Origin of the sequence: Paenibacillus sonchi (genome assembly GCF_016772475.1) — a bacterium.
GTDB classification, from domain to species: Bacteria; Bacillota; Bacilli; order Paenibacillales; family Paenibacillaceae; genus Paenibacillus_AQ; species Paenibacillus_AQ sonchi.
Map to the genome: position 1 here is coordinate 4498284 of NZ_CP068595.1, position 21880 is coordinate 4520163.

The 21880-nt window shown below is 45.5% G+C and carries 21 protein-coding genes and 3 pseudogenes; 14 read left to right on the forward strand and 10 right to left on the reverse strand.

What is annotated here, in order from left to right; genetic code table 11:
* Positions 1 to 151: 151 nt before the first annotated feature.
* Positions 152 to 445: a putative quinol monooxygenase gene (locus JI735_RS19835; protein ID WP_039833810.1), complete on the reverse strand. Its 294-nt coding sequence runs from the start codon at positions 443 to 445 to the stop codon at positions 152 to 154.
* A gap of 472 nt (positions 446 to 917) precedes the next feature.
* On the opposite strand from JI735_RS19835, the pseudogene JI735_RS37935 reads away from it, so the two are divergent.
* Positions 918 to 1046, forward strand: a pseudogene (locus JI735_RS37935) (amino acid ABC transporter ATP-binding protein); the annotation flags it as partial.
* A gap of 248 nt (positions 1047 to 1294) precedes the next feature.
* Entirely contained in the window at positions 1295 to 2194 is a 900-nt protein-coding gene (locus tag JI735_RS19840; protein ID WP_039833809.1) for an NAD-dependent epimerase/dehydratase family protein, read from the forward strand.
* Positions 2195 to 2346: 152 nt separating this feature from the next.
* Here JI735_RS19840 and JI735_RS19845 read toward each other — a convergent pair whose 3' ends face one another.
* Positions 2347 to 2661: a YhjD family protein gene (locus JI735_RS19845; protein ID WP_051051594.1), complete on the reverse strand. Its 315-nt coding sequence runs from the start codon at positions 2659 to 2661 to the stop codon at positions 2347 to 2349.
* A gap of 123 nt (positions 2662 to 2784) precedes the next feature.
* Here JI735_RS19845 and JI735_RS19850 point away from each other — a divergent pair.
* The 4 genes and pseudogenes from JI735_RS19850 to JI735_RS19865 all read left to right on the forward strand — a co-directional run bounded on the left by JI735_RS19850 (position 2785) and on the right by JI735_RS19865 (position 6307).
* Positions 2785 to 3394 (forward strand): annotated as a pseudogene (locus tag JI735_RS19850) (recombinase family protein).
* A gap of 722 nt (positions 3395 to 4116) precedes the next feature.
* Entirely contained in the window at positions 4117 to 4338 is a 222-nt protein-coding gene (locus tag JI735_RS19855; RefSeq protein WP_157771284.1) for a hypothetical protein, read from the forward strand.
* A 41-nt stretch (positions 4339 to 4379) separates the two neighbouring features.
* Positions 4380 to 5537 carry an AAA family ATPase gene (locus JI735_RS19860; protein ID WP_039833808.1) on the forward strand — a complete coding sequence of 386 codons (1158 nt, stop codon included), beginning with the start codon at positions 4380 to 4382 and terminating at the stop codon, positions 5535 to 5537.
* Positions 5534 to 6307 (forward strand): HNH endonuclease family protein, encoded by a 774-nt coding sequence (locus tag JI735_RS19865; RefSeq protein ID WP_039833807.1) that lies wholly within the window; start codon positions 5534 to 5536, stop codon positions 6305 to 6307. Before JI735_RS19860 ends, JI735_RS19865 begins: the two co-directional genes overlap by 4 nt.
* Before the next feature lie 275 nt (positions 6308 to 6582).
* On the opposite strand, the gene JI735_RS19870 is transcribed toward JI735_RS19865, so the two are convergent.
* Positions 6583 to 6720: a hypothetical protein gene (locus JI735_RS19870; protein ID WP_157771283.1), complete on the reverse strand. Its 138-nt coding sequence runs from the start codon at positions 6718 to 6720 to the stop codon at positions 6583 to 6585.
* Between the two features lie 216 nt (positions 6721 to 6936).
* Between JI735_RS19870 and JI735_RS36075 the strand changes: the two genes are divergently transcribed.
* Both JI735_RS36075 and JI735_RS19880 read left to right on the forward strand, forming a co-directional pair.
* Positions 6937 to 7794, forward strand: coding sequence for a procyclic acidic repetitive family protein (locus JI735_RS36075; RefSeq protein ID WP_233475976.1), 858 nt, complete (start codon positions 6937 to 6939; stop codon positions 7792 to 7794).
* A 94-nt stretch (positions 7795 to 7888) separates the two neighbouring features.
* On the forward strand, positions 7889 to 8107 hold the full coding sequence (locus JI735_RS19880; RefSeq protein WP_039833805.1) for a hypothetical protein: 219 nt from the start codon (positions 7889 to 7891) through the stop codon (positions 8105 to 8107).
* A gap of 73 nt (positions 8108 to 8180) precedes the next feature.
* Here JI735_RS19880 and JI735_RS19885 read toward each other — a convergent pair whose 3' ends face one another.
* Together JI735_RS19885 and JI735_RS38150 are read right to left on the reverse strand one after the other, a co-directional pair.
* Positions 8181 to 9041, reverse strand: coding sequence for a glycosyltransferase family 2 protein (locus JI735_RS19885; protein ID WP_233475977.1), 861 nt, complete (start codon positions 9039 to 9041; stop codon positions 8181 to 8183).
* A 198-nt stretch (positions 9042 to 9239) separates the two neighbouring features.
* Positions 9240 to 9353: pseudogene (locus JI735_RS38150) on the reverse strand (ATP-dependent DNA ligase); the annotation flags it as partial.
* Between the two features lie 134 nt (positions 9354 to 9487).
* Here JI735_RS38150 and JI735_RS19890 point away from each other — a divergent pair.
* Entirely contained in the window at positions 9488 to 9772 is a 285-nt protein-coding gene (locus tag JI735_RS19890) for a hypothetical protein (RefSeq protein ID WP_039833803.1), read from the forward strand.
* A 580-nt stretch (positions 9773 to 10352) separates the two neighbouring features.
* Here JI735_RS19890 and JI735_RS19895 read toward each other — a convergent pair.
* A complete protein-coding gene (locus tag JI735_RS19895; RefSeq protein ID WP_039833802.1) occupies positions 10353 to 10805 on the reverse strand; it encodes a GNAT family N-acetyltransferase in 453 nt (150 codons plus the stop codon).
* 192 nt (positions 10806 to 10997) lie between these two features.
* On the opposite strand from JI735_RS19895, the gene JI735_RS19900 reads away from it, so the two are divergent.
* The 3 genes from JI735_RS19900 to JI735_RS19910 all read left to right on the forward strand — a co-directional run bounded on the left by JI735_RS19900 (position 10998) and on the right by JI735_RS19910 (position 15346).
* The gene (locus tag JI735_RS19900) at positions 10998 to 11531 is read left to right on the forward strand and encodes a GNAT family N-acetyltransferase (protein WP_157771282.1); all 534 of its coding nucleotides are present in this window, start codon (positions 10998 to 11000) and stop codon (positions 11529 to 11531) included.
* Between the two features lie 189 nt (positions 11532 to 11720).
* Positions 11721 to 13490, forward strand: coding sequence for an ABC transporter ATP-binding protein (locus JI735_RS19905; protein WP_039833801.1), 1770 nt, complete (start codon positions 11721 to 11723; stop codon positions 13488 to 13490).
* Positions 13487 to 15346, forward strand: a complete 1860-nt coding sequence (locus JI735_RS19910; RefSeq protein WP_039833800.1) for an ABC transporter ATP-binding protein — start codon at positions 13487 to 13489, stop codon at positions 15344 to 15346. Before JI735_RS19905 ends, JI735_RS19910 begins: the two co-directional genes overlap by 4 nt.
* Before the next feature lie 419 nt (positions 15347 to 15765).
* On the opposite strand, the gene JI735_RS37940 is transcribed toward JI735_RS19910, so the two are convergent.
* Positions 15766 to 15885 (reverse strand): VOC family protein, encoded by a 120-nt coding sequence (locus JI735_RS37940; protein WP_411829936.1) that lies wholly within the window; start codon positions 15883 to 15885, stop codon positions 15766 to 15768.
* 72 nt (positions 15886 to 15957) lie between these two features.
* On the reverse strand, positions 15958 to 16206 hold the full coding sequence (locus JI735_RS19915; RefSeq protein ID WP_039833799.1) for a DUF7667 family protein: 249 nt from the start codon (positions 16204 to 16206) through the stop codon (positions 15958 to 15960).
* A 374-nt stretch (positions 16207 to 16580) separates the two neighbouring features.
* Here JI735_RS19915 and JI735_RS19920 point away from each other — a divergent pair, with 374 nt between their 5' ends.
* Positions 16581 to 18038: a glycoside hydrolase family 1 protein gene (locus tag JI735_RS19920; protein ID WP_039833798.1), complete on the forward strand. Its 1458-nt coding sequence runs from the start codon at positions 16581 to 16583 to the stop codon at positions 18036 to 18038.
* A gap of 376 nt (positions 18039 to 18414) precedes the next feature.
* Here JI735_RS19920 and JI735_RS19925 read toward each other — a convergent pair whose 3' ends face one another.
* Positions 18415 to 19455, reverse strand: coding sequence for an HD-GYP domain-containing protein (locus JI735_RS19925; protein WP_039833797.1), 1041 nt, complete (start codon positions 19453 to 19455; stop codon positions 18415 to 18417).
* A gap of 88 nt (positions 19456 to 19543) precedes the next feature.
* The gene (locus JI735_RS19930) at positions 19544 to 20257 is read right to left on the reverse strand and encodes a molybdenum cofactor biosynthesis protein (protein ID WP_202676348.1); all 714 of its coding nucleotides are present in this window, start codon (positions 20255 to 20257) and stop codon (positions 19544 to 19546) included.
* Positions 20258 to 20411: 154 nt separating this feature from the next.
* Here JI735_RS19930 and JI735_RS19935 point away from each other — a divergent pair, with 154 nt between their 5' ends.
* Positions 20412 to 21857 (forward strand): bifunctional metallophosphatase/5'-nucleotidase, encoded by a 1446-nt coding sequence (locus JI735_RS19935; protein ID WP_202676349.1) that lies wholly within the window; start codon positions 20412 to 20414, stop codon positions 21855 to 21857.
* Positions 21858 to 21880 lie beyond the last annotated feature (23 nt).

The window sequence follows — 21880 nt, forward strand, 5'->3', positions numbered from 1 at the left end:
CCTTTATGTAGGCTAATATTAAGTTAGATATCACTAAAGTTCAAATAAAGAGAATAAGTTCCTATAATCGAAACTTTATTCGGTACAATGCAGTGATAATAACAAGAATAGAACGTATTGCTCTTTATTAACATCGTGATTAATGGTGATATTAGGATTCCAGATTATGCAATCGATACACGTTCATTGTATCAATAATTGTTTCTATATTTTTTCGGTATGTTATGTAATGCTCGGTATTTACATGTTCATTTATGGCGTATTCATCTGCCCAAATTTCATAAAAGACAAATGTTCCTTTCTCTTCGATTGATTGATGCAGCTTATATTGTATGCAGCCTTTTTCTGCACGCGACGGTTCAATGAGTTTGAGTAATTCACCGAGTAGCTGCTCTTCTTTACCAGATTTTGCTTTTAGAATCGCACAAATTGTAATGACAGTCATGCAGTGCACTCCCTTAGAAACAAGTTTAGTTGATGATAACAAAATGATGAATTTGTAATGGAAATCATTATGTACACCGATGCCTAAGTTATATTCAGATACTAATGTCAGACCGGGTTGATAAGTATTCTAACCAATTTTTCAATTATTCATCACGAATCACTCCTAAAGAAGCATTTTTGTGTTAGAGAATTGCTGATATCATGGCCTCATCTTAGGTAAATCGTTGGGGGAATTCAAAAAAAGTTAGAAAGTTTCTAATAAAGAAACACAATTGACCTGCTTCCGGTCTTAACACCATCCCATGTATAGGCACTTATTAGAAACTATAGAACAAAAAAGTACGTACTTATAAAAGCGTGATTTTTGATTATATAATTACTCCGGTTTACGAAATACTTACAAATCAAACAGATGATATTGGAGAAAGACAAAAAGCATTAGGAGCTCACGTAACGACAACAACAAGTAGGTTTTATTTATGGATGGCGGTGTAGTCGTTGAGGAAGGGACCGCTAAGGATATATTCAGCCATCCAAAGGAACAAAGAACAAGACAATTTTTAAGTAGAATTTTAAGGCATCAAGATTACACGATTTAGGCCTGCAGCTTTCGCTGTAAGGCTTTTTTTGTTTGTTAAAAATCGTTAGTGCAAAAAGAAATTAAGGGCACCGGGTTGGCAGCTTTATCGTTAATAAGTTTCACATAGTGAACTTTTTTCAATTACTTTTGTTTTACAGGTTAAGCAGCTTATATTATAAGGACGTGTCATGAACGAAGGGATGTATCGAGTTAGGTGTAATTCCTAACTCAATCCTTGCTGAAAAAAATAGGGATGGGGGAGTATAGATGAAAGTATTTATAACAGGTGCTTCAGGCTATATCGGTGGATCAGTTGCAAAGACTTTGGTCGATGCAGGACACACCGTATACGGTCTGGTCCGCAATCAGGGGAAAGTGGCCCCACTTCGACAACTTGGTATAGAGCCTGTAGTAGGAACCTTGGATGATGCGGACCTCTTAATAAAGTACGCACAATGTAGTGATGCTGTCATTAACAATGCAAATGCTGATCACCTAGACACCGTGAAGACGTTTATTGAGGCTTTACGTGGTACGGGAAAACCCTTTGTACACACGTCCGGCTCAAGCGTTATTGGCGATGATGCCGGTGGCGATAGTTTGAGCGGAAAAATATATGACGAGGAAACCCCTTTTGTTCCGATGGATATCCGAGAGGATCGCGCGGAGATTAATAAACTTGTCCGGAAGGCCGGTATTGATGATTGGATCAGAAGTATCGTGATCGTTCCGACCATGATTTATGGAGATGCACTTGGATTACCTGCAGAAAGTGCTCAGGTGCCGCAGATTATTCGAAAATCCCGGGAAATGGGAGCAGGCGTTTATGTCGGGAAAGGTGTTAACCGCTGGTCCAACGTCCATATTAATGATTTGGCACAACTTTACCTGTTGGCTCTTGAGAAAGCTCCATCAGCTTCTTATTTTTTTGCTGAAAACGGAGAAGAGTCCTTCGGGGACATTGCGGTAGCTGTCGGTGAAGCCCTTGGTTATCAAGGTAAAACGATAAGTTGGCCGGTTGACGAGGCGAAAGAAGAGCTGGGGGGTTGGGTACGGTCATCTTTGGGTTCTAACAGCAGAGTACGCGCGGTGAATGCGAGGAATTTATTGGGCTGGGAGCCCAAAGAGGAGCCACTGTTGAGCTGGATTAAACATCACCTTAAATAAGGAGACTCGATAAGAAAGAAAAAACACGAACTTATCTTAAATCAAGGAAGTATAGAGCTTTACTCCCGGTAGTTGCTTATCAGACTTATCCGGGAGTATTCATTTCCGAGGATTGCGAGCGCAAACATTAATGCGTAGCACTGTGTCGTTCATTACTTTAGATGATCCTTTAATAATTCGCCCAGCTCGGCCGTGTACTTGGTCAGCCGGAGGCTAATCTCGGTACGCATAACATCCCGCATCATGCCAAAGCGTTCCTGGTAGCCCCGGCAAAATATTTTATGATAAACGATGAGTTCTTCCTGGCCGTCCTCTAGCACCTTGATATTCCGCTGCTTTAGCTCCTTCCGCAGCTGATAGGTATCCTGCATAATCCGGCGCTGGATGGCTTGACCGGCCATCAAATAGGCGCGTTTCAGAATGCTGCCGGAGTGCTCAATCTCCTTGAGGATATTGCTAACCAGCATGCTTTTGAGACAGGTGAACAGTAGGTTATTATATCGTTTCAAAAAGTCATAAAATCAGTTATGAAACGTCTCAGTGATGCAATGAATCATTTGAGACGTTTTTTTAATTAGGGGGGGTCCCTATTGAGGATCGCATATGGAAGAGTTTCGACCAAGGAGCAAAATGCAGTGCGGCAGCTCGAAATTCCGAGAGTTGGGGATTGAAGAGCGATTTGTTTTTGTCGATAAGCAGAGCGGCAAAAATTTTGACCGTCCGCGTTACCAGGCGATGCGGCTCATGATTCGGGAAAATGATTTGGTTTACGTGGATGCTCTGGATCGGCTGGGCCGGGACTATGACGGTATCATTGCAGAGTGGAAATACATTACGCGCGAAATTGGTGCGGACATTGTGTGTCTGGATAATGAAACGTTGTTTGATTCCAGGAAATTCAAGATGATGGGGGACTTTGGAAAGGTTATGGAGGATCAATTTCTTAGCCTGCTGACATATGTGGCCGAGCAGGAACGGAAAAAGAATCGTTTGAAGCAGGCAGAGGGCGTTGAGGTAGTTCGGACGGAAGGGGTTATGTTTGGTCGTCCCAAACATGAAATTGATAACAGATTCATTGAAGTGTATGGGGCATGGAAATCCGGTGAGTTTACTGCTACGAAAGTGATGGGGAGGATCGGAATGAAGAAGCCCACATTCTATCGCAGGGTGAAAGAGTATGAAAGTAAGTTAGTTGTTTAGTTACCTGAATCATTAAGGAAGTAGAGATTTATGGAAGCATGTATGACGATGTGCAAAACTTAAGACGGACAAATTAAGAGCAGTGTTGAAACCTCATCCTAGCGGTGAGGTTTTATTTTATTTTTCTAGCTCATTTTGTGAATTTATAAAGGAGGCAGCTATGATTTCTAACTTATTAACCCTGATGGAAGTACTCATTGTTTGCGGATTGCAACTGATCTTTCCGGCTATTGGAGCGGTATAAGGATGATGAATCTAAACACGCTATTAACCACAGGAGTTCTGCTGGGCGTGTAGACAGCGGGGTAATTTCCGGGTTTCAACTGGCCCCGGAGTGAATGCAGTTCTGGGCATCCTGGTGGTGCTGGGGATCGTAAGTAATCCGGAAGCTGGCAACGGTTACTCTGATAAAGAATAAATTTGTTGGTTGTAATTTTGTCTCTTATTTGCCCGTTATATATAACGGACTTGAGCCCACTGACTTCGGCTGGTGGGCGTTATTAATTTTAGTTGTAGAGACAGAAGACTAATCTACTTATTTATTAAGGCACCTAAAATCATCCCCTAAACATCTGAAAATCATCCTAAAAACATCTATAAAATCTTCGTAAAGCAGCAGATGCAATATATGAACTTTATTATTGTAAAGGATGTACCTGAGGTTGGAGGCAAGGTCTTTTCGTTTTCTAAATTGAATATATTTGAACTTGAGGTGATATGGAATGCAGACTTTATCTGATATTTTAGTTCCTGGATCAGTGCCAAATGTGATTGTTAATGATAAGAAAGGCGCTGCTTTTGTTGTATTCGCAGTGCATCACCAAGGAGAAGCTATAGTGATTGGGCCTGTCGACGGGAGAGAAAAAAGAAACTGGCTTGATTCATGTTGGCTTATTAATAAAAATGAACTTTTAGAAAACTATTATTTACCCTATAATGGATAGTAAATACTTACAAATTTTTTCGAATCCAAGGAGCTGTGGTGATGCAGATTCAGAATTTATTAATAAAAGATATCGGTGGCATCAAGGAATTAAAATTAGAATTCAATCCAAAACTAAATTTAATCTGCGGTATGAACGGGGTAGGAAAAACGACGATCCTAGAATGTATTATTAATACATTTTCTCACTATCTCTCGACTGCGATTAAAAGAAGTTCCAGAGCTTCTTCTGGGAGTTGGCAGATAAAAGTAGATGATTGTGATTATATGAATAGTTTAGAGAAATTTTTGCCAAATGAGCAGGATTACAATCAAGATGGTTTAATGAATAAAAGTAAAAATATTATTTATGTAAAAGAGCAGAGAAGTATTCCTTATAGACAATCCTTCATTAAACCCGATGAAATTAGAGATGATAACGAATATTCACAATATATTGTGAATGGCGTTCAATCAGAATCAATTAAGACATGGTTTATAAATCGTGCTGCTCTCATTAGTCAGGGGAAATTCACAGATGCAGAAATACATAATTTTAATATTGCAAAAAGGTTTTTTTCAAAGTTAGATCCAACTGTAGAGTATTCTCATATTGCACATGAAACAATTGACATTATGTTGAATACACCAAGAGGAGAAGTATTTCTTGAATATCTTTCATCTGGGTTCAAATCATGTGCCTTTATAGTTTTTGGTATTATTAAGGAAATAGAATATAATTTCAAAAGTCCAAATGTAAAAGTGGATGAATTTGAAGGTGTTATTCTAATTGATGAAGTGGATGCTCACTTACACCCATACTGGCAAGGGATTTTTATCTCAGTATTAAAGGAAGTGTTCAAAAACGCTCAACTCATTATCACAACGCACAGTCCTCATATGATTCAAGAGGCAGCTGCGAACGAATTAATTCCATTAGGAATAGATGGAAATGGTGAAGTGCGCTTGATAAATTTGGATAAAAATGAATTCGGGTTCAAAGGGTGGACCATCGAAGAAATTCTTGAAGATGTTATGGGATTAAACGAAACCCGTTCTAATGATTATCTTAATCTTAAAGAACAATTCGAATCAGCGCTTGATGACAATGATGTTAACACGGCAAAAAGTCTTTATTCAACGCTTAATAAAATGTTGCATCCTCGTAGTCCTATGAGAAAGGTTTATGAACTGCAGTTAGGTTCATTAGGCGGATTATGATCAAGATAGAACGAACTTTACGGCCAATGCAGCTAACAGATGAAAAGGTAAGAGAATTGACTCTTGAATATATTCAAAATAATAAAAATGTCTGGAATCAAGAATATATAAAAAATGCTCTGTTATTTATGAGTCATAATAAATGTGTTTTTTGTGAGTGTATCCTTGGCGAGGAAAGCAAATATATAGAAGTTGAGCATTTTCATCCAAAATCATTATACCCAGAAGAGGTACTCAAGTGGTCAAATCTATTGTCTATCTGTAAACGGTGCAATGGCTTGAAGAGGGACCACGATACAAAGTTAATCCCAATTATAAACCCTACAGAAAATGATCCAAGACAACATTTGTATATGCAAAATTACCGAATGAAAAATAAAGATGAGATCGGTAAACGAACTATAAGACTTCTGCAATTAAATGATGGAGATAGGTTACTATTACCACGATTTAAAATTGGTAATGCAGTAGCTGAAATACTTGATAATCTAGTGAAGTGGATTGAAAAAACAAATGGGACAAAAATGATAGAAGAAGAGAACGAACTCATAAGTAAAGTCGGAAACTTGTTGAAATCCTGCCAGCCAGACGCAGAGTACAGCACTACATGTTCATATGCTCTATTAAGTGACGAGAATTTTTATTTAATTAAAAGGCATATGTTGGATAGGGAGATATGGAATGTGGACTTAGAAAAATTAGAAGGAGATTGTAAGAAATATTGCTTGATTAATGATACTTCATTTGGTCGTGTTGAAGAGACCTGTTAGTTTTTGATCGAAAGCAGGTGCGTTAATGTCCACCACAAAACAGTCATTCACTATTCTTCCCTGCCAGTATTGGCGGGGGATTTCTTTGCGTTCAGGAAAATTTTCCTTATGGTCACATACAAAAGTTCCTAATTAAATATATTTAGATTACGCGAAAGCGCCGTGCTCTGCCAGTAATGGTGGGGTAGTTTCATTTATCTGTTTCTCCTTCAACTCGCAATCTAATTACTCGTGAAATATTCTCCACATCAGTGTATGGCACCCACACTGGTCTATCAATGGTGTTGATCTTTACTCGCTCCGGATCTGCTGATACCTCCGCGATACCCTTTATCCCCGTTAAAAAGCCATACAACAATCATTTCCCGTCTCAGTGCAGCGACCTTCAAGCTTTGTTTTAGCTTTTTATCCATGACCGTACCTCCGGGCTTTTCTGATCATTACACACCTCGTTTGATATTTGAAGGAAAAATTTCCTTAGCGTTGACAAAGAATTGGACGTTTGGATAAACCTACATATTTCCTCCGTAACCCTTAAGTGTATTGTAAATTTCTGTCGAGAAACAGACTGTTTGTTCTCCTTTATTTAATGTAGGCTTGATGAATACAAATTAAAGGAGTTGAGTTCTATGAAGAAGAAAATTGCTGGATTTTTGGCTGTGTGCACTCTCATGTTCATTCTTGTTCCTAGTGCAATTAGAGCTGCTGACCAGCCCACGGGGTTATTAGATGGTGTTACAATGAGTTTAGGAACCAGCATTCATAATCCTTTAGCGTATACAACAAACGTTACTGATAACGATCCATCAACTACTATCAGTTTTCCAACAGTAGCATCAAGTCCCATAATTAAGGATACTATTTATTATGAATTTTCAAGTCCAGTTACCATTAACGCATACAAAATGTACATAACCAATTATGATGATGGCCCCGTATTTCTCGCATACTTTAATAGCTCTGGAGATTTGGTATCAAGAATTCCACTAAGTCCTAACGCCGGTGACAATAAGATATTTTATCTGCCTAATCCTATTTCCGATGTAAAGACAGTTACTTTTTATCATAGCAACACTAGTACGTATCAGGTGGCGGAATTAAATGTATATAACATTACAACTGATCCCACACCCACAAGCACTCCTGAAGTTTCAACGACACCTGAGCCAACAATCTCACCAGAACCTACTATTGAACCAACACCAACGGTTGAGCCGACACCGTCACCAACTCCAGAGCACCCGACCGGTAACCGTGCAATCCTGGTCGTGACGATGAACACCGGCCTTGAAAAAGAGTTTGACCTGAGCATGGATGAAGTGAATTCCTTTATCACTTGGTATGAGAATAAGCAAGCCGGTACAGGGAAGGCATCGTATGCCATTGATAAGCACGACAATAACAAAGGCCCTTTTACCAACCGGAAGGATTACGTTATATTTGATAAAATCCTAACATTCAGTGTAGACGAATATTCTGCCAAATAGCATTTACACATTGTTCCAGTCAAGCTAAAATAGATGTAACGGAAGTACTGTACCCTGCCAATTTCGGCGGGGTATTTTCATAAGGAGTGATTGCTTGAGTACTACATATAAAGTCCTGGAGAGTGATGCCGACTTTCTGACAGCAGCCTTGACGCAATCAAAGGTATCTGTATGGTTCCGGCCAGAAGATGATCCTGAAACCCGTATAATGGACTACGGAGGCATAGTTGAGGGATACTCTCCAGAGAGTATTAAGATAGCTGGTGGTCGGTTCATCCGGGAGAGATTTGAGTTTAGAGCATACATAAAATAACCCGCCGGGCGCGTGCCTGACGGGATGTTTTTCCTTCTTAAGACAGAAACTATTTGACGATGTTGGTTACATATTAGTAGGGCATTCTTGATATACATCTGGATAAAGCCATTTTGAGTGCCTCCTGGTCGAATACCTGGTATTGACGATTCTGATCAATTAGCCAATTCGCAAAACCCTCTGCTATACGATAGTCCTCAAAATCTTCAGAATTAACCCTATACTCAGCTAATTTAACCATTATATCGTATTCATTATCCGACAATTGGATGCCTAGTTGAGAAAGTTGTCTCTGTCGGATTCTTCGTGCAGAATCATCTTGTATTACCCGGTGTTTATTGGACACTTGTCCTTCATGAGGCCGATAGTACATTAAATTGTGAGGGAGATTCGCTAATTTGGCGCTTGAGGAAAGCCTGTTCCACAGTTCGTAATCCTCTGCATGAGGGTAATTATAATCATAACTAATCCCAAGACGATCTATCGAGCTTCGGCGCATCATAACAGAAGGATGTAGAATGCAGCTGTGAAATAACAGCCAGACCTTAATTTCTTCGTGATGCATAGGATTTAATTTGACAGGCCCGAGGTAGTTCGTTGTATATCCTGTTCCGCAAATATCTATGGTGGGATTAGTGTCCATAAAATAAGCCTGCACTTCTAAGCGATTTAGTGCTGCAACGTCATCGCTGTCCATACGGGCGATGTACTCACCTTGAGCCAGATCGAGTCCTTGATTCAGTGAAGTGACAACCCCCATATTCACAGAATGAAATATCTTTTTTACTCTGGTATCTTTAATATCATGTATGATTCCCGCTGATCCGTCTGTTGATCCGTCATCAATGATTATCAGTTCTAGGTCGTTTAACGTCTGCCACAAGATTGTGTTAATTGCTTCCTGTAAATACATAACGTTGTTGTAGACCGGCATAATTACAGAAATTTTGGGCACCAGGCATTCCTACTAAGTACTTGTCTCTGATTACACGATATGTTGAAACACTCTTATGCGCGACCGGAGAACCGAAAAAGGGCGTATTCCCAAGTAGGTCACGTCCGAAAATAATAACAAAACAAAATAAAACATGTAAAATAGCCGCCACAGTAATTGATCCTGGACGGCTATCTTTTAAACTAAAAACTCTGTAAATACCGGACTCCGCAGCATGCCGGATTTGGTCCAGTTCCTCATTCGTACCCTCGCTCGCATCCGCGGCTCCAGGTAAACAAACTCTTTATCCTCGCTTTTAATCAACTACCGAGCCATACTGCGAAACGCCTGTCTATGGATCGTTGACGTTCAATGGTTATCTTGTGAAAAAGATGTTATCTTTCTTTACAAGGTAACTATTTTACTTTTTTAGGAGGAAGACAAAATTGATAGAAATTGAAAAAATTGAGGACCGGAGAAGGTTAAGACTCAAATTACTTCAAAATCTATATGCTCTTTGGTTTTCGACAGGTCCAGAAGCTTTGACGGGTACAAAAAAAGAATTATATCCGGACCATGAACACCTTAAAGCTTATCACTATCTTATTGGAAAAGAATTAATAATAATTAGCCCTTCCGGAGAGAGACCTGAGGAACGGTTAACAATACTTATTTCTGCTAAAGGAATAGATTATGTGGAGGAAAGACTGCTTCGGAAATCCGAAGGATAGAATGGCAATGAACACTTTAAATGTGAAAATAAGCTCCGCGATAGGTGTTTTTAATATGCTGGGATTAAGTGGGAAAGTAAATCTCAAACGCTTGGGATTTTGAATTACAAATTGCCCCATCCATGGTAATCTTATTTCGTCCGAAAGCATCGGCAAAAGCCCGTCAACCTTAATTGGTCGGCGGGCTTTTGTGCGTTTATGGAAAATCAAACCATTGCACATGTCAAAAGGGTATGGCATGGTATTGCTACACTTCTGTGGCATACGTTCAGCGGTAAAGGTTTAATAAAATGAAGAACTGCTATGGCTATGATGTGAAAAAAAATAGCTATTACATATTATATAGTAGAAAGACAGTTTGAGAACAAATAAATTCGTGCCGATTTCGTGCCGATTCTGATTGATAAGCAATGAATTCGTTTGAAACCGATAATTGATTTGACAAGCACCTCACTTAGATTTGAAACGGTCTGAATACCCCAATTAATCAAGTTCGAAATGGAAGGCAGTATAGGATAACCTTGCGGTAAGTGAAGAAGGCGAACTTATGAAGTTCGCCTTCTTCTTTTTGGGGAGGCGGTTATAAATCTTGGGATAGTCGTATCATATCTATAACTTGCATGCCGTTTTCAAATATTTCTTCATCGTAATGTCTAATAAAAAAGTCCCTGTCTATCCCAATGATTCTAAATCCGCATTTCTGATAAAGGGCAAGTTGCCCTACGCTAGAATTTCCGGTACCCACTTCAATGGTTTTGAACCCCAATTCAGCGGCTATTTGTACAGCATGCTCTACAAGCCGTTTTCCGATTCCCTTGCCTTGATGCTTTTCATCGACTGCTACATTCACTAATTCAACTGTATCGGGTCTTGTGGGCAGTAGAACATAGACTCCAATGATTTGGCCATTCAGAGAGCCGATAAAGCACTGTCCTCTTTGGAGATATTCTTCAACAAGCTTTCGGGATGGATCGGCTAGCAGTAGCAGTTCAAATGGCGGTACCTCGTTAGCATTTAACCTTCGGATGTGCATCTTCTCTTCCCCGTTCCAGATTCACTGCTTACCTGTGACAGAAATTCTTCCAGCAGTTTGATATTTCCAATCTTAACATATGGATTAAGTCTGAAGAAACGGCTTGAAATCAGCTGGTTCTTTATTGTAATGTATAGTATGGCTTTATTGGATAACAAAGTAAGTAAGGAGAGTATCTAAATGAGCGGGAACATGATTGTCATTGAGACCGCACGGCTGAACATCAGGAAATACACAGATGAGGATACCGCTGCTTTATCCGCCGTTTTGTCAGATCCCTTAACGATGGCCTTCTGGCCGGCTCCTTTCACATCCAGGCAAACTGAGGAGTGGATTGAACGGAATATCCAATCTTATCTCACACAAGGTTTTGGAAGATGGGCAGTTGAATTAAAAGAGACGGGCCGGCTTATCGGGGATGCCGGAATCATGAAGTCGGAATTGAACGGCAGGGTGGAAAACGACTTGGGGTATATTATTCATTCGGATTACTGGAGACAGGGATACGCCTATGAAGCAGCCAAAAGCATCTTAAGCTATGCCGTTCAGGAACTTGGAGAATCAAATGTCCGTAGAAGCTGTTCCTTAACAGATTCATCTGTTGGAGGGGCAGCTTTTTGCTGCTCACGCTATTCAAAAAAGGATAACTATGCAGAATATACAAAAAAAGGCTGGCCCTTGGCGACGCGAAAAAAGACTGAATCTTGGATAATCTTAATCCAATAGTATTTAAGAGGAAATAGGAGCATTTAAAGCTGAAGCCATCCTTTTCCTGCGGATGAAGCCTGCTTTTATCGGGAATACCCGTGAAAACGGTGATTTCTCCACTTTGCTGCATTAAAACAGGGGTGATAAACTGCATAAAGTCACTAAAATGGAAGCGCTAAAAATTTTAACGCTGTAAGGAGGAGAGATATGGATGTTCTCAGGCAACTGCGGGGCTTTTATCGGGAGAAGCTGCATTATCTGATTCTGTCGATTTTTTGTTTGGCTGCCGCAACTGCAGTGGGGCTTATTACCCCCAATTTGTTAAGACGTTTGATTGATGAGGTTATTGTTCCCCTGAAGTTTACTGAGGTGCCCGTACTTGCGATCAGTGTATTGGCGGTAGTGTTCGTCAAAGCCTGTCTGCAGTTCGCCCATGGATTTTTTGGTGGACGGCTGGGCAACTTTCTGGCCTACCGGCTGCGCAATGCCTGCTATGAGAAGCTGCAATTCCTGTCTTTCCGCTATTATGATACCGCGAAGACAGGTGACCTGATGTCCCGGCTGACCGGGGACCTTGAGGCGATCCGGCTGTTCATCGGTTTCGGATTTGCCCAACTGCTGAATGTGTTTTTTATGGTGTTGTTCGGCTCCATTATGATGTTCACGATCAATTGGCAGCTTACACTGATTACGCTGATCACCATGCCGTTTCTGGCTGCGGTCGCCTTCCGGTTCGAATCCAAAATTCATCCGGCCTTTCAGGAGATGCGGCTTGCGCTGAGCTCTCTTACAACGGCTGTCCAGGAGAATGTCACCGGTGTGCGGACCGTCAAATCGTTTGCCAGGGAGGCTTACGAGGTAGAGAAGTTCTCGCACCGTAATGAACGCTATAAGGATAATCAGATTTTTGCCGCAGAGCTGTGGAGCAAGTTTTTCCCGGTGATGGAGCTTCTGGCTTCGGTCAGTGTGGCCATCTTGCTCGGGGTTGGCGGAACGCTGGTAATCAAGGGGCATATGTCGCTTGGTGAGCTTGTAGCCTTTTTCAGCTTAATCTGGTATATTATCGGCCCTGTATGGGGTCTTGGCTTCCATATCAACAACTATACGCAATCCAAAGCTTCCGGAGAACGCGTGCTTGAAGTGCTTAACCAGCACATCGATGTGAAGGATAAAGAGAATGCCCGTGAGCTTGTGGCTGCTGAAGTGAAGGGTGAGGTTGTTTTTGATCATGTGACGTTTGCCTACGGCAACAAAATGCCTGCGGTCAAGGATATTCATTTCAGTGCCCCGCCGGGGGCGGTCATTGGGTTCCTCGGCGGGACCGGCTCCGGGAAGTCGACAATTATTCAGTTGATGATGCGGGCTTATGATGTGAATAAAGGCAGTATCCGGCTGGATGGTGTGGATATCCGTGAATATAATGTACGCAGCCTGCGGTCGCAGATTGCCACGGTGTTCCAGGAAACGTTCCTATTTTCCTCTTCCATCCGCAATAATATTTCGTACGGCCTGAAAAATGTGGGCATGGAGGAGATCATCCGCGCTGCCAAGCTCGCCAAAGCCCATGATTTCATTATGGAAATGCCCGAAGGGTATGATACGGTGGTTGGCGAGCGGGGGATGGGGCTATCGGGCGGCCAGAAGCAGCGCATAGCCATTGCCAGGGCGCTCCTGAAGAATCCGCGGATTCTTATTCTCGATGATGCAACCAGTGCCGTCGATATGGAGACAGAGCATGAGATCCAGGCCGGGTTCCAGGAGGTTATGCGCGGGCGGACTACCCTGATTATTGCCCACCGGATTTCCTCGCTGCGGCATGCTGATCAGATTATCGTTATGAACGAGGGGAACATGGTTCAGCAGGGCACCCACCAGGAGCTGATTGAGGTTCCGGGCCCATACCAGGATGTCTACCGGATTCAGTACGCCGATTATCTCGCCAGGGACAATGGAAGAGGGGCAGGTGATCCGGCATGAAGCTGGAAGCGAACCAAGGGAATACCGCAAAAATAAAGCAAAGTACGGCCCAGGAGCAGACGCTGGAGGAACGGTTCGTATACAAGGACGATGATGTCATCGACAAGGCGTTTGACTGGAAACAGTTCACCCGGCTGTTCAGTTATATGAAGCCTTACGCACGGCAGATGCTGCCGCTGGTGCTGGTCATGATGATCCTCGGCACCGCTACGAAGCTGACCGTCCCTTACCTGACGAGTATGGCCATTGACAAGGCGATTGCCCCCAAGTCGGGAAATCCCAGCCTGACCCTGCTGTATACACTGACTGCTATTGTGATTGTGCTTTATCTGATCCAATGGATTGCCGGGGTCTACCGGATCAAATATACGAATGTCATCGGACAGCGGGTGATCTATGATCTGCGCTCAGACCTGTTCCGGCATATTCAAAAGCTTTCTTTCAACTTTTTTGATAAACGTCCGGCGGGTTCAGTGCTGGTGCGGGTTACCAATGATATCAACTCCCTGCAGGACCTGTTCACGAACGGCGTCGTCAACTTGATGATCGACTGCGTGCAGCTGCTCGGAATCATGGTGATTCTGCTGCTGATCAACTGGAAGCTGGGGCTTGCAGTGATGATTACGGTACCCATTATGTTTTTTGTCTCCACGAAGCTGCGCCAGAAGATCCGGATAGCCTGGCAGGATGTGCGGATGAAGAACTCGCGGATCAACTCCCATCTGAATGAGTCGATTCAAGGGATCCGGGTCACTCAGGCGTATACCCAGGAGAAGGAAAATATGAACTATTTCGACGCCATGAACATGGACAGCCGGAAATCCTGGAACAAGGCTTCGGCGATGAACCAGGCGTTTGGCCCGATTATCGAAATTACAGGCGGCTTCGGCACGATGATTCTGTTCTGGTTTGGGGCTTATCTGATCCAGACCGGTGACCTCACGGTAGGGTTCCTGGTGGCGTTCAGCTCTTATGTCAGCAATTTCTGGGACCCGATCAACCGGCTCGGGCAGATGTATAACCAGCTGCTGGTGGCGATGGCTTCTTCGGAACGGATCTTTGAATATCTGGATGAGCAGCCTGCTGTACAAGATAACCCTGGGGCAACACCGCTGCCGAAGATTAAGGGCGACATTAAATTTAATAAGGTCGTCTTCGAATATGAAAAAGGGCGGGCCGCGCTGAAGGGTATTGATCTTGACGTCAAGGCCGGCCAGTCGATTGCACTTGTCGGGCATACCGGCTCCGGCAAAAGCACAATCATTAACCTGATCGGCCGGTTCTATGATATCAAGAGCGGCAGCATCACCATCGACGGCCAAGACACACGCGAGGTTACGCTGCAGAGCCTGCGCGAGCAGATCGGGATTGTGCTGCAGGATACTTTTATTTTCTCGGGGACGATCCGGGACAACATCCGCTTCGGGCGGCTGGATGCTACGGATCAGGAGGTTGAGGAGGCAGCCAAAGCCGTGGATGCGCATGAATTCATCAGCAAGCTGCCCGGAGGCTACGAGACTGAGGTCGAGGAACGCGGCAGTGCGCTCTCTATGGGACAGCGCCAATTGCTGTCCTTTGCCCGGGCGCTGCTGGCCAATCCGCGGATTCTGATCCTGGATGAGGCGACAGCAAGCATTGACACCGAGACAGAGATCAAGATTCAGGAGGCGCTTAAGATTCTGCTCCAGGGCCGGACCTCCTTCATTGTCGCCCACCGGTTGTCAACCATCCGCCATGCGGATAAGATTGTCGTTCTTGATCACGGAGAGATCAAGGAAGAAGGAACCCATGCCGAGCTTACGGCGCATGATGGCATCTATAACGGCTTGATCGAAGCACAATTTCGCTTCTTGTAGCCTAAAACAGCAGCAGCCCTTTCCGGCACGTTCAAGTGTGGAAGGGGCTGCTTTATTTTAATGAGTACATTGAATTAAGAAATATCAGTCCTTGACCTCTAATGGGCAGATAACTGTATTTACTGCAATTAGAATGGCGCAAGATTACATAATTGTGGAGACAACTGTATTTCGTACAATTAAAAATGGCGAATTGCTCTCATTTTCTAAGATGACAGGTTTTTAAGTGTACGAAGTGCAACTAAAGCTGAGACAGCGGCGGGAATCTGCTTTTTAGTGGTATGAAATGCAGTTAGCGCCGGTTAATCCGAATCAGCAGTATTATTCTAAACGTATAATGCTGCCGATGCACGAGTGGGGTTGGATAATTTCTCCCGGATACCCAGCATGGATTCACCGGGCTTGCCCACCCAATAGAATTATGATTTCCGCGCAGTGTCTTCATATAAAGGCAGAACGCCGGGCAGTTTTTCGTAAAATTGGGCGGACTTGGCGTAGTCGCTGACATTGATATGGGTTTCCAATATTCCTTTAATCATGCTGCTTCCTCCTTAGGAGCTGACTGACTTGAAGATTAACTCATTGTAGCACAGCCGCTGCTGAGTCTGCGGTTACTTGCGCCGCCTGCCCGCTCTGCCGGTCACGCGGACTTCGTACATCTGCGCGCTGATCTCTTGCTGCCACTGGGCATCATCCGTATCTGCGGCCAGCCTTGCCTCGTTGTTCAGCCGTGCCATTTCCCAGCAGTACATGGCGTTTGCCTGCAGACAATGCCGCTGCTCGGTTTCTTCATCGCTTGTCAGCGCCCGCTGACAGCTTAACATGTACAGCTCCGCAAGCCGCTGATGGATGCCCAGCATGTTTTCCCTCCTGAACGTTTTGTAATGTTATCAGCTTGGCCATTGAAAATGGCTTCCAAACCCGGATGCAAAACCTAAGCTGATTCGAGTATCATTTTGTTAATGATATTGGGATCAACTCAGGCTTTTTTGGTGCAAACTAACGATCATCTATCAAGGTGTTACTGGTTAGGCAGGCAAAACCAACGATCATAAGGTCATCCCAACATAATCCTTTCAAAGGAGCAAACAATATGAGCAGCAAGGACTTGTCCAAACAGATCATTACGCTTGCTGGCGGCGATACGGAAATAAGTAATGGCGAGCTTTTGCTAACACTAATACACTAGAGTCTTAAGGGACAATAAGAAGATTGGAAGAGAGGGAGCGTAATTATGACTGATGCGAAAAAAGGATTTCCGGAGAATTTTCTATGGGGCGGGGCAACCGCCGCGAATCAGCTGGAAGGCGCATTCGATGCAGATGGCAAGGGCTTGTCCAGTGCGGATATGGTCGCTTATGTGCCTAAGGCGGAGCGCAGCAATGACCATACGATTGAGATTACGTCCGGGCGGATCGAGCAGATTTTGTCCGGGGAATTTAAGGCACGGTTTCCAAAACGGGAAGGGGTGGATTTCTATCACCGGTACAAAGAGGACATTGCTCTTTTTGCCGAGATGGGGTTCAAGGTGTTCCGCTTGTCAATCAACTGGGCGCGGATCTTTCCGAATGGCGATGATGCCGAGCCGAATGAAGCGGGCTTGAAATTCTATGACAATGTATTTGACGAGCTGCATAAATACGGCATTGAGCCGCTGGTGACGCTCGCCCATTACGAGACACCGCTGGGCCTGACGCAGAAATATAACGGCTGGGCCTCACGCGAAGTCATTGCATGTTACACCCGTTATGCGGAAACGGTGTTCCGGCGTTACCAGGATAAGGTGAAGTACTGGATTACCTTTAATGAGATCAACATGATGACCCTGAGTCCGTTCACCGGAGGCGGCGTTGTCATTGACCGGGCGGAGAACAAGCTGCAGACGATCTATCAGGCGCTTCACCACCAATTCGTGGCGAGCGCTCTGGCCACTAAGCTGCTGCATGAGATCATCCCGGGATCGCAAATGGGCTGCATGCTGGCCCGGATGGAGAGCTACGCGAATACCTGCAATCCCGAGGATGTAAGGCTTAACCAGCATGAGAACCAGATGAATCTGTATTTTACGGATGTGCATGCCCGGGGAGAATACCCTAAATACATGGACCGCTACTTCGCCGAAAACAATATCGTTCTCCACAAAGAACCCGGTGACGATGAGATCCTGAAGCTCCACACTGTGGATTATGTAGCATTCAGCTATTATATGACGCTGACCGTATCGGCCAGTCCGGAAGGGGAGCGGGCGCAGGGCAACCTGTTCGGCGGTGTGAAAAATCCGTATCTGAAGGCTTCGGAATGGGGCTGGCAGATTGACCCGGTCGGGCTAAGAATTATGCTGAATACGATGTATGACCGTTACCGGAAACCTTTGTTTATTGTGGAAAATGGCCTCGGCGCGTATGACAAAGTAGAGGCTGACGGTTCTATCCATGACAGCTACCGTATCGACTATCTCCGCCAGCACATCGCCCAGATGAAGGAAGCGATCCTTGACGGTGTAGAGCTGATCGGCTACACAAGCTGGGGACCGATTGACCTGGTGAGCATGTCCACTTCCGAAATGTCCAAGCGTTACGGCTTCATCTATGTGGATCTGGATGATGACGGCAACGGAACCTTGAACCGTTCGAAGAAGGACTCCTTTCACTGGTACAAAAAAGTCATCGCCAGCAACGGCGCGGAGCTGTAGGGGGCCGCATGGACGGTACTCTGCATTATAAGGACGGCGGGGCCGCTTTTGCTTGAATGGCCCGCCGCTGGAAGCAGCAGCTCAATAGGCTGAGCTTGTAGGCTGGAGCGCTGAGGGCAGATTTGCTGTGGGCGGATTGCCCGTGTGATTGCACTTTCTGCAACAGAATTCGCCTCATTTTGCGAAGGATCACATTCTGCTGTAATTTGAGCAATAGATTTCAACATTTCCTGTTGAAAACCTCATTTGCACTGAATTCTGAAAATGATCTTTTGCGGATCACTTCGCTTCAATATGATGTCTTGATGTTCAGGAGCATCCCAAACCTACAGTGAGGGATGCTCCTGTTTTTCTTATTGTGGGATCGAAACTGCCCCTACTCCATATAAATTTCGACCACCGCAATCGTGCGTTCACGGGCCAGATCCAGAAATTTGCCTTCAATCTGTACGAGCGGCCGGAAGACGTCCAGCGGATTGTTCATGATAATCACGCCCATGTCACCAGTACTGAGCAGCACCCGTTTTCCAATAAAATTGGGCATCAGATGCTGGATGAAGGCCTGTACCGGCTTGCCGTTCAGCTTGCCGAAGCTGAGTGTGTTAATCTCACGCAGTACGGAGATCAACTCCTGCTTGGATTGATAGATCCGCGCAGAGGTCATGGCGCTGTAAATGTCGGCCACGGCAGCAATCTGGGAATAGGGGTGTATATCATCTTTGGTCAGGTTATGCGGGTACCCGGAACCGTCTTCACGTTCATGATGCTGAAGGGCCACCAGGGCGGTGTAGGGGTCATCCATGGAATTGCGGATAATTTCATAGCCATAAATCGTATGTAGTTTCACTTCGTCATATTCGGCGGCAGTGAGTTTGCCCGGTTTGTTCAGAAGCTCCGGGGAAATCCGGCATTTGCCGATATCAATCAAATAGCCGGCCCGGCCAATTTCGTAACACTCCTTCTTGGAATATCCAAGCCAGGTTGCTATATAATAAGAAAGCATGCCCACTTGCAGGGAATGATTGTATGTATAATTATCCTCCCGGTCAAGCAGAAGCAGTAATGAAACCACATCCTTGTGTTTGTCCAAGGACTCCAGCGAGGGCTGAAGAATGTCATCCACAACGGACTGGTTGAAGCTGCCCTTCGTCAACGCTTCCATATATACCGATTCAAACCCGTCAATCATGGTATCGAAATTTCTGGAAGCGGACTGAATGACGGAAGATCTGCTGGAAGGCGCAGGTTCCTCCTGGATGGCTTCGATATCAACATAATCTACTCCGTGCTGCATCAGCTTAGCGATCTCTTCGATTCGAAGCTGTGATCCTTTGGGTAATACATGCAGCCCTTTTGAGCTAAAGGTATCCACCTTCAGGTAATCACCCGGTTTCAGATCCGTTACGTGTACTCTCAATGACTATGCCACCTTACATTAGCGATTTTTTCCAGCATAGCAACAAAGCAGGAATTATTCAATGGTTTGTAATGTGAACGGGCAAAGCTCACAGGCTGGGGTAATCCTTAGCCTGGGGATCAGCCCCCAGCCACTGTTCTCCAGAGTCGTTGATGTCTTTTTTCCATACAGGTACGGAGGCCTTCAGTTTCTCGATGGCATACCGGCTGGCTTCATAACAGATGTCACGGTGGGCCGCAGACACTGCGATCATTACACTTGCTTCCTTGAGGGACACGAGTCCGGTACGATGGGCAATAGCGCAGCGGGCGTTCCACCGCTCCCCGACCTCCCTGCCGATTTCCTCCAGCTTGGCGAGGGCCATGGGGACATAGGCTTCATAATGCAGCGCGGTTGTGCGCTGGGTGCCGGTCATTTCCCGGGTTGTGCCGACGAACAGCAGGGAAGCGCCATGATTTACATCCAGCACTTTATCCAGCAGGGCCTCCCCGTTCAAGGGCTGATCCGTGATGCTGAACCTTCCGTCCGGTGTTTCCTGCTCCTCTGCATCCGGCTCTCCTCCGGAGACGGGAGGAATCAGCGCAACCTCGGAAGCTTCGGATATGACGGAGTCGTCCGGTGCATACTCATGGTCAATGGCAACTAAGGATACCTTAATCTGCGGAGCGGCTTCCGGATAGGACGCAGAGAGCAGCTCCTTCAATCTTCCCGCAGTAAGCGGAGACTCATGGGAGTGAAAGGCCAGTGAGGAGGAACCGATCACCTCTGCCAGGCCGGCGAACAGACGAATTGTCACGTGCATGCTTGATTCACCTCGGAATGTATAGGATATGTAACTTTCAATAATGATTCCAATATACCATATTGAGCCTGAAAATGTTATGCTAGGCACTGTAAGATTACATGCCTGCCGCTTAAAATAAAACGGCTTTACAGGTGGGAGGGAAGACAAGCATATGGAGCGAGCATTGCAAAGATTGACCCTAATTCATACGAATGATATACATAGCCACTTTGAAATGATGAGCCCCATTGCTGCAGAAATCGCCAACCTGAAGGCGGCGGCCGGCGAAGAGCCCGTGCTGCTGCTGGATATTGGCGACCATATGGACCGGGCGGCAGTAGAGACTGAAGGCACTATGGGACAGGCCAACATCGATATGATCAACCTGACCGGCTATGATGCAATTACGATTGGCAATAATGAAGGGCTGACCTTCACCCGGGAGATTCTTTCTGCCTTGTATGCAGGGCTTCAATGTCCGGTGGTATGCTGCAACATCCTGGAGAGTGCAACCGGAGAGGCGCCCGGCTGGATGAAGCGCCATGTTATTCTGGAGAAGGATGGCATCAAGATAGGCATTACCGGGGCTACTGCAGCCTTCGCCTCGTTCTACGGGCTGCTGGGCTGGGAAGCGCTGGACCCGGAAGAAGCACTGCGTGAACAATGTGAGCTGCTGGCTCCGCAAGTGGATCTCCTGATTATCCTTTCCCATCTGGGGCTTCCGGCGGATCAGCGGCTGGCAGAGCAGCTTCAGGGGGTTCATGCCATTCTGGGCGGCCACACGCACCATATGCTGGAGACCCCGCAGATGATCAACGGAACGGCTGTCTGCGGGGCCGGTAAATTCGGCCGTTATGTCGGACGGCTTATTTTTGAGCGGGCTCACGCCGGGTCAGCCTTCGAGCTGGTGAGCGGCCGCTGCTTCACGGTTGATCCTTCGCTAACCGAGGATGTGCTCGCGCCTGCGGCGGCGCTGCATTTGCAGCATGGGCGCGAGGTTCTTAACGAAACTGTAGCCATCACAGACCGGGAGCTTTCCCTGGATACAGAAGGGGAGTCTCCTTTTGGCAATCTGCTGGCGCAGGCTGTCCGCCGCTTCACAGGAACTCCAATATCCCTGGTCAACAGCGGACAACTGCTTGGACCGCTGCCGCAGGGCACCATTACGGCCGGGATGCTGCATGCGCTGTGCCCTTCTCCGGTTAATGCCTGCATTATCCGGCTTAAAGGGGAGGACATCCGCAAGGCGCTTGAGCAGAGCAGGACGGAAGCTTTCTACAATAAGGCAATTTTTGGCTACGGCTTCCGGGGGAAGGTGCTGGGCAGCCTGGCCGTCGATGGATTAAAAATCCTGTACGATCCAGGGGTCTTGCCTTATGATAACGGTAACGGTATCGCCGTTTTTGTCGGCGGGGAGCCGCTGGATGACAAGGCTGTCTATTCTGTCGGAACACTGGATATGTTCACTTTCCGGATAGGGTATGAGAGTCTTGCGGATGGAACCGAGCCGCTGTATCTCCTGCCTCATTTTCTGCGGGATCTGCTGCGGATGGAGCTGCAAAGACCGGGAAGCCTGGATGAATGTGCAGCTCTCCGCTGGGAGAACGGGTCTGACTAACTGCGATAATTTCATTTTCATTT